This is a genomic window from Mesorhizobium sp. STM 4661 (assembly GCF_000359125.1).
In the GTDB taxonomy this organism is placed as follows: domain Bacteria; phylum Pseudomonadota; class Alphaproteobacteria; order Rhizobiales; family Rhizobiaceae; genus Mesorhizobium.
Genome location: NZ_CAAF010000087.1, coordinates 43550 through 58667 on the forward strand (window position 1 = coordinate 43550; position 15118 = coordinate 58667).

The following is a 15118-nucleotide window of genomic DNA, read 5'->3' on the forward strand; positions in this document are numbered from 1 at the left end:
AGGTCTCGCTTAGCTTGACCCGGCAACGCTACGGCGCCCGTATTCCTTCTTGTGAGACCCGTTTCAGCGGGGGGAAGGTGTCAGGAATGCCTTTAGCAAAAGAGATGCGAGGAGCTCCTCCAGGCTTCCGCACCATTGCTTCGCGCAACACGCTAGCTTTGGGCCTCCCAGAAGTAAACTCACGGTTGTGACGTCGCCCTTACGGATCCTGGCGCTTCCCTATTCAGACAGCGCCTGGTCCTTCTTCCGCCGGATGCTTGGCATCACCATTGCCCCGAGCGCCAGTACGCCGAGCAACAGGAATACGGCGCTAAGCGGACGTTCGACAAAGACGCCTACGTCGCCGTGCGAGAGGAGCATTGCGCGCTTGAGATATTCTTCCATCATCGGGCCGAGGACGAAACCGATCAAAAGAGGCGCGGGCTCGAATTCCAGCTTGATCAGCGCATATCCCACCAATCCGAAGACCGCGGTCTGATAGACATCGAAAACGGAGTTATTGATGGAGTAGGCTCCGATGCCGCAGAAGACCAAAATGGCGGGGTAGAGATACTTATAAGGCACTTTGAGAAGCCAGACCCACACGCCGACGAGCGGCAGGTTGATGATCACGAGCATCAGGTTGCCGATCCACATGCTGGCTATCAACCCCCAGAACAGCGTTGGCTGCTCGGCAATCATGCGGGGACCCGGCTGGATGCCCTGGATCATGAGCGCGCCTATCATCAAAGCCATCACGGCGTTGGCAGGAAGACCAAGGGTAAGCATCGGGATGAACGATGTCTGGGAAGCCGCGTTGTTGGCGCTTTCCGGACCCGCCACACCTTCGATCGCTCCGCTGCCGAATTCATGTCGGTATTTGGATACCTTGCGCTCCAACATGTAGGACGCGAAGGTGGAAAGGGCGAGGCCTCCGCCTGGCAGTATTCCCAGTAAGGACCCAAGCGCGGTCCCCCGCAGGACCGAGGGAACAGCCCGTTTGAATTCCGTCTTGGTCAGCCACAGCTTGCCGACTCTCGACGCGGTCCCTGCGCGGTTTTCGGGGCATTCGAGATTGCGGATGATCTCCGCGACCCCGAAAATTCCCATCGCAAGCGGAACGAAGCCCACACCCTCGAAGAGTTGCGGAAAACCCAATGTGAAGCGCAACTGGCCGCTCTGGACGTCGGTGCCGACCAGCCCCAGCACGACGCCCAATACGATCATGGCAAGGGATTTGAATATGCTTCCCTGCGCCAACACCGTCGCCGCTATCAGACCTAGCAGGATCAGCGAGAAGTATTCGGCTGGACCGAACGACATCGCGACACCCGTCAGAACGGGCCCAGAAGCGGCTACGAACAGTGTCGCCACGGTGCCCGCGAAAAACGAACCAAGGGCGGCCACGGCCAGCGCCGCTCCGGCGCGGCCAGCCAGTGCCATTTTGTGACCTTCAAGCGTCGTCACGACGGCAGTGACTTCGCCCGGCAGGTTTAACAGGATTGCCGAAGTCGATCCGCCATATTGCGCGCCGTAATAGATTCCGGCGAGCATGATCATCGAGGTGATGGGGTCGAGGCCGAATGTCAAAGGCAGCAGCAACGATATCGTCGCCACGGGTCCGACACCGGGTAACACGCCGATCGCCGTCCCAATGACGCAACCGATAAAGGCGAAACCCAGATTCTGGAAGGTGACGGCCGTGGAGAAGCCAAGCGCGAGATTTTCGAGCATCGTCGAGGCCTCAAAGGTTGTTCAGGAGGGGGGGAAAGAACGGCACCCGTATCTGCAGTCCCCAGGCGAAGACCAACCAGCAGATGATAAGCAGGACGATAGCGAGCCCGGCGAGGCCTTTCAGTGTTTGAGTCCGGTCAGCCAATCCGCTGATAACGACCAGCGCGATGATTGCGGTGGCCATGCCGATGTCCTCGAGCAGTGCCCCGAAGATCGCGAACGCGGAAATGATGAGGACCAGCTCGCGCCAGGCCCAGTTCTCTAACTGACCGGGTGCGCCTCTGAACCCGGAAACCAGGACACCCACGCCCAATACGCCCAACGTCACGAAGGCAATCAGAGGCATGTATCCCGGACCCATCCGGCTCGCGGTCCCCAACGGGTACTCCAGATTTATGAAAAGGCCGACCGCTGCGAGGACGAGAAGCACCGCTCCGCTTGCGATATCCTTTGCATTGACTCTGCTGCTCATGGATGACCTCTGCCGGTAGAATGCGGGTTCAGTGGAAGGAGCGGCCGCCGTCGACCGCCAGGGCGGCTCCGGTTACGTAGGACGAATCCCCGTCTGTCAGAAAAAGGATGGCGCGGGCGATTTCGTCGGGCTGCGCGATCCGCTTCAAGGCATAGTTCGAGACGTTTGCCCGGTGAATGTCCGCCATGGGCGTATCGACCATGCCCGGACACACGCTATTGACCCTGATGTGGGGAGCCAGCTCCGCGGCGAGCGCGCGGCTGAGGTTGACGATGCCGCCTTTCGAGGCGGCATAAGCGGTGTGATCGGCGGCGTTGGGCAGCAGACCCTGCGCCGAGGCGATGTTGACGACCGTGCCGCTCTCCGCCTTGCGGAGAGACGCAAGCGCGCTTCGCGTGACCAGGTATGTGCCGATCAGATTGACGTCTATGATTTTCCGCCACAAGGCGACGGGCATGTCGAGAAGCGAGCCCGTCGCCATGATGCCAGCGGCGTTGACGATACCGTCGATGCCGCCCAGAGCTTCTTCGCATCTTCGAACCGCGGCTTCAACGCCCCTTTCATCGGTAACGTCGGCTTCGGCGACGAAGCCGCCGATGGCGTGGGCGACTTCGCTGGCGGCCGCCGAGTTTCGGTCGAGCAGCGCGACCGCCGCCCCCTCGGCTGCGAAAAGCTCGGCCGTGGCCCGGCCGATACCCGAGGCGGCTCCCGTGACAACGATACGCCTTCCAGCGAGGCGTTTGCACGCCGTGGCGGAACCTTCGGATATGTTCATTGCGTCCTCCCTTGCGCAATCGGATCGGCGAGACGTTCGCGCGCCTCTCCCGGCGCTACCTCATGATGAACGGATTGCCAGGCGCGGCATCGGCGATCGATATGATGACGCTCTTCGTTTCGAGGTATTCGTTGGCGGCTTCGGTTCCGCTCTCACGACCCAGTCCGGAGCGTTTCATGCCTCCGAATGGCACCATGTAGCTGTAGGCCCGGTATGTGTTGATCCACACCGTGCCGACATGGAGCGCCTTTGACATGCGGAGCGCTCGACCCATGTTGGTCGTCCAGACGCCTGCGACCAACCCGTAATCGATGTCGTTGGCGATCTCGACCGCTTCCTCTTCGGTGTCAAAGCCGATGATGGAAAGGATTGGGCCGAACACTTCCTCCTGCGCGATGCGCATGTTGTTCTTCACCTCGGTGAACACGGTGGGCTGCACAAACTGGCCACCGGTCAGGCCCGGGCCTTCCGCTGCTTTGCCGCCCAGGATGCACCGCGCGCCGTCCGCCTGAGCGACGTCGAGATAGTCCATGACCTTCTGGAACTGGGGCCGCGTCGCGATCGGCCCGACGTCCGTCTCCGGGTCCATGGGATCGCCGAGACGGATGTTCCTCGCGAGATCGAGGAGCCTGCCGGTGAACTCCTCCATGATCGAGCGCTGGACCAGCAAGCGCGAGCCTGCGGTGCACATCTGGCCGGATGCGCCGAAAATACCGGATACGGCCCCCGACGCGGCCAGGTCGAGGTCAGCGTCGGCGAACACAATGTTCGGTGACTTGCCGCCCAGTTCGAGGGATACCCGCTTCATGCTGCGCGCCGCGGTTTCGTAAACCCGCGCACCGGTCACGTCAGATCCGGTGAAGGTGATCTTCGCGACGCTGGGGTGCTCGACGAGCGAGGCCCCGCATTCCTGGCCAAGTCCAGTCACGACATTGAAAACACCGGGGGGAATGTCCGCTTCCTTGAGGAGTTCCGCGAATTCGAGCGTACTGGCCGATGCGAATTCCGAGGGTTTCACCACCACGGCGCATCCAGCGGCCATTGCCGGAGCGCATTTGATAGATGCGAACCAGAGAGGAGAATTCCAAGCCGTCAAGGCGGCGACGACCCCGACGGGTTCTCGCGACGTGAATGCGATCGCGTCGGGTTTTTCGATCGGTATCGAGTGGCCCTCGATCTTGTCCGCCAACCCTCCGTAATAGCGCCAGCACTCTGCGATCGCGCCGAGCTGGCCCCTTGTTTCCCGCAGGAGCTTGCCGTTGTCGCGTGTCTCGATTTCCGCCAACCGGTCGCGGTTCCGATCGACCAGATCGGCGATCGCATTCAGCGCCTTTCCGCGCTGCGTTGCAGTGTAGCGCGACCACGGGCCCTTCGTCATCGCGTCATGCGCGGCGCGGACGGCACGGTCGACGTCGACGGATCTGCCGCGCGGGATCTGCGCCCAGACTTCGCTCCGATAAGGGTCGACGGTATCAAGGCGTTCTCCGGCCGCCGCATCGGCAAAGTCGCCAGCTATAAACATCTGGTATTGTTTCATCGGACGTCCTCTGGAGCTCTGCGACCACCGGCCCATGCATTCGATTTAGTCTGGCGCGTCCTGGCGGGATTCGCAGGGCGGTTATCGGGTTCGCGATGCAACTTCTCGTAGAGTGCGCATGGCCGAGGTCGACCGTCAAAATCTCAGGCGGACGCCACTTCCTATCGGCGATGACCACTTGCCGGCGGACTTTAATTGACGCTCCACCCATTGGCCACATGAGACCCCAACCGGCGGCAGAGGGGTATAAGCACTGGTTATCGGCATCGTGCGATCCGCGTGTTCATATAGCTTCGCCTCCTTGCGCGCAGCGCTAAGATCGCCTCGGGCGACCATGAGCCTGGGTTGGACGGGTCGACGGGAAATGAATGCGGGGTGGATTCGGCTAGCAAGGAAGCACGGTGTTTGCCGTGAACCAGGAGAAAGACAATGCTTCCCGTGAGCCGCCTGAGGATCGATCCCAACAAGATCCTCTATCTGGCAACGATCATCGAACATGGCAGCCTGAAGAGCGCGGCGAAAGCGCTGGGGTTGTCCCAGCCCGCCCTGTCCACCTCGATGAGCAGACTGGAAAACGAACTGGGCATGCGTGTTCTGGAGCGTGGTCCATTTGGCGTCCTGCCCACGCCCACCGGGGAGGTCTTGTACTGCCATGCGCGCTTGATCCGCGACGAGATCGGGCTTGCCGCGCGGGCTCTTATCAATGCGCAGGGCGGCACCCCGGGCATCATCCGGATCGGCACGCTGCCGAGTCTGGCCAGCTCGATATTACCGATCGCACTGACACGCTGGCGCCAGATGTTCCGCGAACGGGAACTGCAGATCGTCGAAGTACCGCAGATCGATCTTCTGACTGGCCTCCTTCGGCGCGAGTTCGATTTCGTCTTCGGCTTCACCGAGTGCTACGATCTCGAAAACGGTTTGCGGCAAAGAGTGCTTTTCCGGGACAAGCTCTTCGTCATCGCCCGGGTGGGACATCCTCTTGCTTCCGGGCGAGACCTCAAATGGGAGCTACTCGTCACCTATCCCTGGGTCTGCCCAACCGCAAAGCGGTCCCACGTGATCCTCGACGCGGCGCTCAAAGCCGCCAAGATCCCTCCACCGGAGCATATGACGGTCCGCGGTTCTGTCACCTTGTTGAAATCGCTAGTCGTCAACAGCGATCATCTGGCGGTCTTGCCAGCTCACGCAGTGCGGGAAGAGCTCCAGGCCGGACGTATGACATGTCTGGATGTAGTGGACCCCGCGCTGGACAGGAACATCGCTGTCTTCTCCCGCGAAGGATACGTTTTCGATAACCCCAGCCGCGAACTCATCTTCCAAGTCGGTTCCGTCGGACAGGAATTTTGCAAGCCCCAGCGTTGTGCGGTTGCCGTCGAAAAGGTGCTTGCCGTTTAATATCGGGAGCGGCCGCGAGGCATGACGACCGGTCGGCCATTTCGCTCGGCAATCCACCCCACCATCAGGTTACCTGCGGCGCCTTCCTCCTAGCCGAACGACCGCGGCACGTCCGCGGGCCCCTATAGTCACCGATCGCGACGGTTCGATGCAAAACCAGGCCGCCATAGCCGACAGGGCTGGATGCATCCGCGATGCGGAGTGGGGTGTTTTCAGCTTGGGTATAACGCTAGGGCATATCATCTCTTCAGTCGTGATTCCGCGTTAAGTAGATGTTTTAACAGAAATATCTCGGCTGTGGCGTATCGTTCGGATTGGATTGGGAACTGGCTGCCAGCCGTAGCATCAATTGACAATGGACGGAGCCGACCAAATACCTTCTGCGTAGCGATGGCAGAACAACATAGCGCGTTCCCGGACGATAACCGGGAATGACGTCCGGATCCGCAAGGCGGGTCGACTTTCGCAGCGGAGGATACGCATGAATCGTTTTGAAGGCCGTACAGTGATCGTGACCGGGGCGGCGAGCGGCATAGGTGCCGCGTGCGTGCGGCGGCTGCATGCCGAAGGTGCCGACGTCGTGGCAGCCGATGTCAGCCCGGAGGCAGTCGAAAAGATTGTTGCGGAATTCGGTGGCAGCGAGCGCGTCAAGGGTGCGGTGATCGATGTCCGCGACGCGGCGGCGGCACTTGCCCTGGCGGAGGAAACCCGGGGGCGGCTGGGACGCCTCAACGGTCTGGTCAACTGCGCTGGCATCACCGGGGTGGCCACCATTCTGGATGTCGAGCCTGACAAACTGGAACGGGTCATGGCGGTCAATCTCGGCGGCACCGTCAACATGTGCCAAGCCTTCGCACGCACGGTCCAGGACGACACGGGGTCCCGTGCGATCGTCAACATCTCGTCCGGAGCGGGGGTGATGGGCGTTCCAAACCGACTTCCGTATGTGGCGTCGAAATTCGCTGTCTCGGGCATCACCAAGTCCATGTGTCCGGAGCTGGGTCCTTTTGGAATTCGCGTCAACGCGATCGCACCCGGCATGACCAGGACCCCGCTGGTCGAATACATGCTGCAGGACCCGGAGGCCGTGGCGCGCATCAAGGCCGCCCATCCGATCGGCCGCATGGGGGAGCCCGAGGAGATCGCCGCCGTCATCGTCTTCCTGCTGACCGACGACGCCAGTTTTATGACCGGTGCCGTAGTCTCGGTGGACGGCGGTCAGACCGCGTGCCTGTGATGTCGTGCCTGGCGAATCCGGGCTAGATGTCCAAGGCTGAGCCGGGACAATATCCGCGCGACGCGGGTCGGGACTGAACGGCAGCTGATCTACTAGCCACATCACCCTTCTCTCGGGGTGCAACTGCTTGGCGTGTGCGCCAAGGAGGAGAATTTCGTCGTGCTGGAATTGAGCCGTGAGGCTGATTGATCGCGCGTGGAATGTCCTTGGAGGAGGCTCGATGCAACAGAACGACCGCAGCGCTGAACACCCCCACGGAGGGGCCGTTTTCATCTCGGCGCGAAACTTGTCCAAGAGCTTTGACACTCACGAGGTTCTGCGCGACGTCAGCCTCGATATCCGTGCGGGCGAAATCCTCGTCCTGCTCGGGCCGAACGGGGCGGGGAAATCCACGATGCTAAATATCCTCGGCGGCACACTGCGGCCGAGCTCCGGAGGGATGGCGGTCGATGGCGAACCAGTAGAGTTCGATCAGTACATATCCAAAGGCTCACGCGCCCGAAGCATCCAGCGGGTCTTCCAGGAGCTTTCGACCTTTCCGAACCTCACCGTCGCCGAGAATCTCGATCTCACGGCCGAACGAAGCGGCGCGCGGTCCCGGCGTGAGATCGTTCGACGCGCGGCCGAACGAATGCAGGTCTTCCCCGGAAACCGGATCGACGTGTGCGCGGAGGTCGCCCGGCTGTCGGTGGCTGAACGCCAGATGGTCGAGATCGCACGAGCGATGACGGAGCCGAACACCCGACTGGTCATTCTCGACGAACCGACATCTGCGCTTTCAGCGCACGAGGCCGACCAACTTGCCGAACTGGTCGCTCGGAAGGCAGCGGAGGGCGTCGCGATAATCTATGTGACCCATAAACTGGAGGAAGCGTTGCGCCTGGCCCATCGTGTGGTGGTACTGCGCGACGGCAAGCTCCACTTCGACGGGGACGGCCGAAATCTCACCCATGACGCACTCCTTTCGCTTTTGGGCGCGACGGTCGAAGCGCCCAGCGCCATCCTGCCTCTGTCCATCGCAGATGCCTCTTCCGACCTGCTGAGCGTCCAGTGGCTCTCTACCGGCTGCCTTCGCGACGTCTCAATCAGGGTTGGGGCGGGGGAGCTCGTCGGGATCGCGGGGCTGGAAGGAGCGGGCCAGCGGGAACTGCTGCAAGCGATCTTCGCCGCGAGGGAACGTGACACCGGGGCCGTGCGTTCGGTCAGCGACATCGCCTACATCAGCGGCGATCGTAAGCGCGAGGGGCTTCTGCCGCTCTGGAATGTCGAAGACAACGTCGCGATTTCTGCCGTACCCCGTTTCGCGCGCGCGGGTGTCGTGGATTTCTCCGGTCTCAAGGCGAGGGCGCATGAGTGGCTTTCGGAACTGGGCCTCTCCCAACGCGCGGACTCGCCTATAGTCAGCTTGAGCGGCGGCAATCAACAGCGCGCATTGCTTGGCCGCGCGTTGGCCAGCGAGGCGCCGCTGCTACTTCTCGATGATCCCACCCGAGGTGTTGACGTAAAAGCCAAGGCTTCGATCTACGCAATCCTAGACAAGCTCAAGGAAAAGGGACGCGGCGGGATCCTTTACTCCACCGAGGTGGCGGAGTTCCATAAATGCGATCGCGTCTATGTCATGGCCCGAGGGCGAGTGGCGGCCGAATTCGACCGCATGGACGTTACTGAAGAGCGGATCGTGCAGGCTTCGTTCCTGCGGCCGACGGACGAAACCCCGCCGTCCGGCGAGATCGCGCCACCGGCTGGCGGGGGGGCGCGAGAAGCCTCTTTGGCACGGCTCCTTTCATGGCGATCGCTGCCTGCCGCTGTGCTGATGGTTTCCATGTTCGCGCTGGCGTTCTGGCAGCAGCCGAATGCCTTCAGTTCGTTCGGGCTCGAACTCCTCCTCCAGGCCTCGTTACCGTTGGCTTTCGCGGTCCTGGCCCAGATGCTTTTCCTGCTTGGCGGTGACATAGATCTCGGTCTCGGTTTTGCGATAGGCCTCGCGAACGTACTCGCGGCGACCTATCTGGTCGACGCGCCAGTGCTCGGGATACTGGCGCTTGCCGGCCTAGTCGCGGGATATGTGCTGCTAGCGTTTGTCGTCGAGCTTCTCGGTGTTTCGTCGGTGGTCGCCACATTGGGCGCTTCGTTCATTTGGCTCGGGATAGGGCTGACGATCCGCGAAACGCCAGGCGGCAAGTCTCCCGAATGGTTGTCGGCGGCGGTTCAAGTCAAGCTATGGCCGCTTCCGCTGCCCTGCGTCGCCCTTGCGGCGGTGGCACTGCTCGGCTTCTGGATCTGCCGCGGATGGGGTTACAGCATCAGGCTCCGCGCTCTGGGAAATAACCGGAGGACCTACGTCTCGCTCGGGTTCTCTGCACTGGCGGGGCGGGTGACGCTTTACGCGCTCGCGGGGGTTTTCGCGGTGTTGTCGGGCTTGGTGCTGGTGGCCGCGACGGGTGCGGGCAATGTCCATGTCGCGTCAAGCTTCACGCTCGCGACTATCGCGGCGGTAGTCGTGGGCGGTGCCAGTTTCGCGGGCGGACTGGTTTCTCCCGTCGGCGCGGTGATGGCCGTCGTCGCAATTTCGTTGGTCACAACCAACCTCACTTTCCTCGGGATCAGCTCGGAATACTCCACCGCCATCGGTGGCCTGATCCTCGTCCTTGCCTTGAGCTTTCGCTCGCTCGCGAGGTCCATCGAGCCATGACCCAGCCAGCCACATCCTCGGACGGAACCTCGATCTCCAGGACCTGGACCCTTGCCAGCATCGGGCGCGGTCTCCTGAGGCGATCATGGATCGGTGCATTGGTCGCGGCGATTTCGCTATGGCTGCTGGCCGGAATGGTCACGGGCACCTTGTCGATTTCGTTCCTCCTCGCAAACGCGACCATCGCCGGCTTCCTGGCGCTCGCCGGGACGGCGCAGATGTCCGTGATCGCGAGCGGGCCGGGTAATTTCGACCTCTCACTTCCCTATGTCGTCACGTTTGGCGCGTATGTGATGTCCGCGGGCCTTCTGGGCCAAGGAAACATCTCGGGTTCGGTCGCGCTGACCCTTCTGGTCGGAGTCGCGGCGGGCGCGGTAAACGCGGCTCTCATCGTGCGGCTGCGCATCCCGGCCATCGTGGCCACACTTTCCACCGGCTACATCCTTTACAGCTTTATCGTCGCCATCCAGAGCGGTGGTTTCGACCGTGTCGGCGGCCTGTTCGAAGTCGCTCTGCGTGTTCGCTTCTTCGGACTTTCCGGCGTCCTTGCCGCCGCGGCGCTGACTCTGGCGGCGGCAGGTTTCCTTCTTTCACGTACCGTCTTCGGCGTGCAGCTGCACGCCTTGGGTCAGAACGCGGAGGCGGCGCGGTTGGCGGGCGTACGGAGGGGATGGCTGCTGCTGGGGACATTCGTCCTCTCGGGTGTGCTCGCCGCGTGGCTGGGTATCCTTCTCGCCGTCTACCAAGGCGGTGTCTCGGCGGACCTCGGACGCAGCTATTTGCTTGGTTCGGTCGCCGCTGTCGTAATTGGCGGAACACGGACAATCGGGGGCGTCACGTCGGTGATCGGAACCGCGATAGGCGCGTTGGTCCTGACACTCGCCCAATCCGACCTGATACTTCTGCAGTTCAGCATCGGGGCGCAATACATCATCCAAGGTTCGATCGTTCTTGCAACGGTCTGTCTGACGGCCATCTGGTCGCCAGATCGAAGGTAGTCCCGCGGGGCATATGCAGTCCAATAACAATGAGGAGGAAAAGACAATGCTGAGAAACATGGTGAAACGGCGATCCTTTTTGGCCGCCACCCTTCTGCTCGCCACGGCGCTCGCTGGTGGGCCTGCGCTCGCCAAGGAGAAATTCGTCATCGGCGTGGCGACGCCGTTCCAAGGCAACGGCTGGCAGAAGGGGTTCCTCGCTGCGGCGCAATGGGCCGCGGCGGAACTGAGCGCCAAGGGCAAGAACGTCGAGCTGATCGTCGTGGACGCCGCAGGCGATCCGCAGACTCAAATCCAGCAACTCAACAACCTAACCCTTCAGGGCGTCGATTTCATTATCCTGGAACCGCTTTCCGACACGGCCCTGAACGGTGCCATTGACAATGCCGTGAGCGCTGGCATCCCGGTGCTGACCACGGCGCTCGGCTCGGTCACGAACCCCAAAGCGATCAGTCTCCAGCTCGATTACAACGAGCTCGGGGAGAAGTATATCGGCTATATCGCGCAACGCACCGGGGGAAAAGGCAACGCGCTGAACATCCGCGGCCTGGCGGGAAACGCCGCCGAGCAGGCGATTCAGGACGCCTACATCCGCTCGCTGGCCAAATACCCCGACATCAAGATCGTGTCCGAAGTCTATGGCGACTGGAACCAGTCCGTCGCCCAGCAGCGGGTCGCCTCGATCCTTCCGACGCTCCCGAATGTGGATATCGTTTTGTCGCAGGGTGTCGCGGCGTTCGGGGCGGCCCAGGCTTTCTTGGCGGCTGGCCGGGAAGTGCCCTTGCAGGTATATGGATTTGACGGCGCAGACGTCAATCTGCTCCTGGAGCTGAACGCGAAGTCTGGCTACGAGTCGGTCGCCATCAACTCAGACCCCGGCGTTGGCAGTCTGGCGGTGAACGTGGCCGTGGCCAAGCTCAGCGGCATCGACGTCCCCATGAAAATGGTGGCACCGATCCCGCAGATCACGCTTTTCCAGCTGAAGACCGACCACAAGGGCATGGCCGACAGCGACACCCTCTGGGTCAAGTACGACTACGACTGGACCCTGAAGAACCTCATCGGCGCGAAGTGAGCACGTTCTCGGCCCGGCCAACTGGCCGGGCCGAGCGCGCGAGCGCGAGGCAGCGCGTGGATAAGGGCGAGGCCGCTGGAAGGACACGATTGAGGAACGAGAATGATGTCCGAACACTACGAAATCATCGAAAGGGACTTCAGGGATATGGTCGCGTCGATCTTTCCCCCTGAGGAACTTTTCAGCGGTGCTTTGTTTGCGGAGGGGCCTGCCTACTTCCCAGCCGGACGTTACCTCCTGTTCACGGACATTCCCAACGATCGCATTTTGCGTCTGGACGAGACGAATGACTGCGTCAGCGTCTTCCGACAGGACTGCGGCCATCCCAACGGTCAGACAGTCGATCCGCAAGGACGGCTGCTCAGCTGCGAACACCGCCACCGCCGGGTCAGCCGCACCGAACACGATGGCACCATCATAACCGTCGCGGATCAATGGCGCGGCAAGCGGCTCAATTCCCCCAACGACGCCGTCGTGACCCGAGATGGCGCGGTCTGGTTCACGGATCCGACGTACGGAATTCTGCACGATCTCGACGGGGCCAAGGCCGAACCCGAAGTCGACGGCTGTCATGTCTACCGCGTGGACCCGGCTACGGGCGAGGTGGAAGCCAAGATCACCGACATGGTGATGCCGAACGGTCTCGCCTTCTCGAAGGACGAAAGCACGCTCTACGTCGTCGACAGCGGCAAGAGCCATTTCGAGGGCGGACCCGCCCACGTGCGCGCCTTCAAGGTCGAGGACGACATGCGGGTGAGCGGAGGCGAAGTCTTGGCGGACTGCCCAGTAGGCATCTTCGACGGCCTACGCCTGGACGACAGCGGCAACATATGGATCAGCACGGGCGAGGGCGTCTATTGCTATGAGACCGGTGGAAACTTGCTCGGCAAGATCAAGCTCGGAAAGATCGTGGGCAACCTCACTTTCGCCGGACCGCGGCGCAACATGATGTACATTTGTGCAATGAACGCGCTGTACCGTGTCCGGTTGAAAATTAACGGCCCTCGGTAGACCGCCCGACGCCTGATAAGAGTTGATAAGTATTTCCGGACCAGCAATCTTCCTCGCCGTGAGCGGCATTGGAACCTCGATGCAGGACGTTTTGCCTAAGATCGATCCTAGGAAGCTGCTCTACCTGGCCGCGATCATCGATCACGGCAGCCTCAAGGGCGCGGCTCGCGCGGTCAAAGTCACTCAACCCGCCCTTTCACGTTCCATCAAGCGGCTGGAGACCGAATTGGGCGTCAAGGTCTTCGAGCGAAACTCCAAAGGCGTGGTGCCGACGGTATTGGGCGAGATTCTCTACTGCCACGCCCGATTGATCCGCGACGAGATCGGCTTGGCGGAGCGGGAACTCCTCAACACCTGGGGCAATGCTCCCGTTGCCATAAGAGTGGGGAGTTTGCCCAGCCTGGCGAGTTCCATCATGCCGCTGGCGCTCAAGAGGTGGGAGGAAGTCAATCCGAATCGAGAATTGCAGATCGTCGAAAGTCCACAGATCGATCTGCTTGTCGGACTGCTGCGCCGGGAATTCGACTTCGTAATCGGGTTTACCGAATGTTACGATCTGGAGGACGGCCTGCGCCAGCGAGTGCTCTTCCGTGACCAGCTTCTGGTGATCGCGCGCAATGGACATCCACTCTGCGATGAGCGGGAGGTCGATTGGCCGACATTGGTCAGCTACCCTTGGGTCTTCCCCACGGCGCGGCGCTCACACGCGATCTTGGATGCAGCGCTCAGATCTGCGAAGGTGCCGCCGCCTGAAAACGTGACTGTGTGCGGCTCGGTCACCCTTTTGAAATCGATGGTGGCGAACAGCGATTGTCTGGCTGTCCTGCCAGTGCACGCGGTGCAGGAGGAACTCGCCGAGGGCCGTCTGTGCAGCCTCCCCATCGATGATGCCGCATTGCATCGGAACATCGCCCTGTTTTTCAGGGAGGGTTATCAATTGGATCAGGCAAGTCGCGATTTGATCGCGATCATCGAGAGCGTGGGCCAGGGAATTTGCCAAATCCGGCCCGAATTGCACCCGGGTCTCTACGAGAACATGTCTCAGGATGTATCGCCTTCCGATGCAGGCTACGATCCTGAGCTGGCGGATATGGCGAGAGCTGATCGAAGCGGCCGTGCGGCACTGGCATCCCGGTCCCCGCCAAGCGACGATGCCATCGGAGTTTAACGCCGGGAGCCGCGCCGAGCCGCGGCCCCGGCGCTGTTTCATTGCCCGAGTTTGATTCCCAGTTCGCGGATCAACGGCTGCAGGATAGCTTTGTCGTCCTGCCAACGCTTACTGAAAGCCTGGGGAGCGCTGCTGGCTGGAATGCCCAGGCCGAGTTCGTCGTAACGCTTCTTCACTCCATTGTCCTGCAACGCGAATGCTAGCGCCTCAGTCAGCCGGTCCACGACGTCGTCCGGCGTGTCATGAGGAACGACCATACCCTGCCAGGCTCCCGCGGAGAAGCCGGGCAGCACTTGCTCGCCGAAAGTCGGAACTTCGGGAAGCGCCGCGAGCCGGGACTCCGAGAAAACCGCGAGCGGTCGTAGATCTCCGGAACGGATGACTTCCTTCGCGGTCGTGTAGTCGATCACGATGCTCGGCACGACGCCCGCGAGCACGTCCGTCAGGGCAGGCGCCATACCTTTGTATGGCACGTGCTCGAGCTTGACGCCGGCGTCGCGCGCCAGGCGCTCCATCGCGAGATGCAGAGGGCTTCCGATGCCGGGGCTCGCGTACGCGATGGGGTTCGGCGACGCTTTTGCCTGCTGGAGGAATTCCGCCACCGTCTTGTAGGGTTGGTCCTTGCCAACCGCGAGGAGGATATTGACTTCGGCGTAAAGCCCGATGGGACGGAAATCCTTGTCGGGGTCGTATTGCAGATTGCTGTAGGCGACCGGGTTGATGATCAGGGTCCCGTTGTCGACGGCCATGACCGTCAAACCGTCCGGGCGAGACTTCGCCAGAGCTGCGGCAGCGATTGAACTGCCAGCGCCCGGACGGTTGTCGACAATGATCGTCTGTCCAATTTTGGAAGAAACCGGTGCGGACAGAAGGCGGGCGATCGTGTCGGTCGCGCCGCCGGGTGGATAACCGACGATCCACCTGACCGGTCCGTCGTCGGCCATGGCATTTGAGCCAAGCACGCTGAGGGCGCTGAAGGCGATGCCGCCAGCGAGCACTTGTCGTCTAGTCGGTTTGGCTATTTTCATTTGATTCCTCCTCG

General features: G+C 61.7%; 12 protein-coding genes. 7 read left to right on the plus strand and 5 right to left on the minus strand.

Annotation, left to right across the window (positions count from 1 at the left end):
* Window positions 1-219 precede the first annotated feature (219 nt).
* The 4 genes from MESS4_RS30725 to MESS4_RS30740 are packed head-to-tail and all read right to left on the minus strand — an operon-like array spanning window position 220 to window position 4497.
* Window positions 220-1713 carry a tripartite tricarboxylate transporter permease gene (locus MESS4_RS30725; protein WP_006339903.1) on the minus strand — a complete coding sequence of 498 codons (1494 nt, stop codon included), beginning with the start codon at window positions 1711-1713 and terminating at the stop codon, window positions 220-222.
* A 10-nt stretch (window positions 1714-1723) separates the two neighbouring features.
* Complete coding sequence (locus MESS4_RS30730) at window positions 1724-2185, minus strand: tripartite tricarboxylate transporter TctB family protein (protein WP_006339905.1); 462 nt, start codon at window positions 2183-2185, stop codon at window positions 1724-1726.
* Between the two features lie 28 nt (window positions 2186-2213).
* Window positions 2214-2960: an SDR family NAD(P)-dependent oxidoreductase gene (locus MESS4_RS30735; protein ID WP_006339907.1), complete on the minus strand. Its 747-nt coding sequence runs from the start codon at window positions 2958-2960 to the stop codon at window positions 2214-2216.
* 55 nt (window positions 2961-3015) lie between these two features.
* Window positions 3016-4497 (minus strand): aldehyde dehydrogenase, encoded by a 1482-nt coding sequence (locus MESS4_RS30740; RefSeq protein WP_006339909.1) that lies wholly within the window; start codon window positions 4495-4497, stop codon window positions 3016-3018.
* Window positions 4498-4926: 429 nt separating this feature from the next.
* On the opposite strand from MESS4_RS30740, the gene MESS4_RS30745 reads away from it, so the two are divergent.
* The 7 genes from MESS4_RS30745 to MESS4_RS30775 all read left to right on the plus strand — a co-directional run bounded on the left by MESS4_RS30745 (window position 4927) and on the right by MESS4_RS30775 (window position 14076).
* A complete protein-coding gene (locus MESS4_RS30745; RefSeq protein ID WP_006339912.1) occupies window positions 4927-5895 on the plus strand; it encodes a LysR family transcriptional regulator in 969 nt (322 codons plus the stop codon).
* Window positions 5896-6376: 481 nt separating this feature from the next.
* On the plus strand, window positions 6377-7132 hold the full coding sequence (locus MESS4_RS30750; protein ID WP_006339914.1) for an SDR family oxidoreductase: 756 nt from the start codon (window positions 6377-6379) through the stop codon (window positions 7130-7132).
* Window positions 7133-7352: 220 nt separating this feature from the next.
* Window positions 7353-9824 (plus strand): ATP-binding cassette domain-containing protein, encoded by a 2472-nt coding sequence (locus MESS4_RS30755; RefSeq protein ID WP_006339916.1) that lies wholly within the window; start codon window positions 7353-7355, stop codon window positions 9822-9824.
* A gap of 98 nt (window positions 9825-9922) precedes the next feature.
* A complete protein-coding gene (locus tag MESS4_RS30760) occupies window positions 9923-10822 on the plus strand; it encodes an ABC transporter permease (RefSeq protein WP_036242693.1) in 900 nt (299 codons plus the stop codon).
* Between the two features lie 46 nt (window positions 10823-10868).
* Window positions 10869-11897: a substrate-binding domain-containing protein gene (locus MESS4_RS30765; RefSeq protein ID WP_006339919.1), complete on the plus strand. Its 1029-nt coding sequence runs from the start codon at window positions 10869-10871 to the stop codon at window positions 11895-11897.
* Between the two features lie 105 nt (window positions 11898-12002).
* A complete protein-coding gene (locus MESS4_RS30770) occupies window positions 12003-12908 on the plus strand; it encodes an SMP-30/gluconolactonase/LRE family protein (protein WP_157385714.1) in 906 nt (301 codons plus the stop codon).
* A 79-nt stretch (window positions 12909-12987) separates the two neighbouring features.
* Complete coding sequence (locus MESS4_RS30775) at window positions 12988-14076, plus strand: LysR family transcriptional regulator (RefSeq protein ID WP_006339922.1); 1089 nt, start codon at window positions 12988-12990, stop codon at window positions 14074-14076.
* Between the two features lie 38 nt (window positions 14077-14114).
* Here MESS4_RS30775 and MESS4_RS30780 read toward each other — a convergent pair whose 3' ends face one another.
* Entirely contained in the window at window positions 14115-15104 is a 990-nt protein-coding gene (locus MESS4_RS30780; protein WP_006339924.1) for a tripartite tricarboxylate transporter substrate binding protein, read from the minus strand.
* Window positions 15105-15118: the final 14 nt, after the last annotated feature.

What these genes read in the sequence shown, in the direction of transcription:
- MESS4_RS30725 (WP_006339903.1), bottom strand. Translation starts at nt 1,713, where the DNA reads ATGCTCGAAAATCTCGCGCTTGGCTTCTCCACGGCCGTCACCTTCCAG.
- MESS4_RS30730 (WP_006339905.1), bottom strand. Translation starts at nt 2,185, where the DNA reads ATGAGCAGCAGAGTCAATGCAAAGGATATCGCAAGCGGAGCGGTGCTT.
- MESS4_RS30735 (WP_006339907.1), bottom strand. Translation starts at nt 2,960, where the DNA reads ATGAACATATCCGAAGGTTCCGCCACGGCGTGCAAACGCCTCGCTGGA.
- MESS4_RS30740 (WP_006339909.1), bottom strand. Translation starts at nt 4,497, where the DNA reads ATGAAACAATACCAGATGTTTATAGCTGGCGACTTTGCCGATGCGGCG.
- MESS4_RS30745 (WP_006339912.1), top strand. Translation starts at nt 4,927, where the DNA reads ATGCTTCCCGTGAGCCGCCTGAGGATCGATCCCAACAAGATCCTCTAT.
- MESS4_RS30750 (WP_006339914.1), top strand. Translation starts at nt 6,377, where the DNA reads ATGAATCGTTTTGAAGGCCGTACAGTGATCGTGACCGGGGCGGCGAGC.
- MESS4_RS30755 (WP_006339916.1), top strand. Translation starts at nt 7,353, where the DNA reads ATGCAACAGAACGACCGCAGCGCTGAACACCCCCACGGAGGGGCCGTT.
- MESS4_RS30765 (WP_006339919.1), top strand. Translation starts at nt 10,869, where the DNA reads ATGCTGAGAAACATGGTGAAACGGCGATCCTTTTTGGCCGCCACCCTT.
- MESS4_RS30770 (WP_157385714.1), top strand. Translation starts at nt 12,003, where the DNA reads ATGTCCGAACACTACGAAATCATCGAAAGGGACTTCAGGGATATGGTC.
- MESS4_RS30775 (WP_006339922.1), top strand. Translation starts at nt 12,988, where the DNA reads ATGCAGGACGTTTTGCCTAAGATCGATCCTAGGAAGCTGCTCTACCTG.
- MESS4_RS30780 (WP_006339924.1), bottom strand. Translation starts at nt 15,104, where the DNA reads ATGAAAATAGCCAAACCGACTAGACGACAAGTGCTCGCTGGCGGCATC.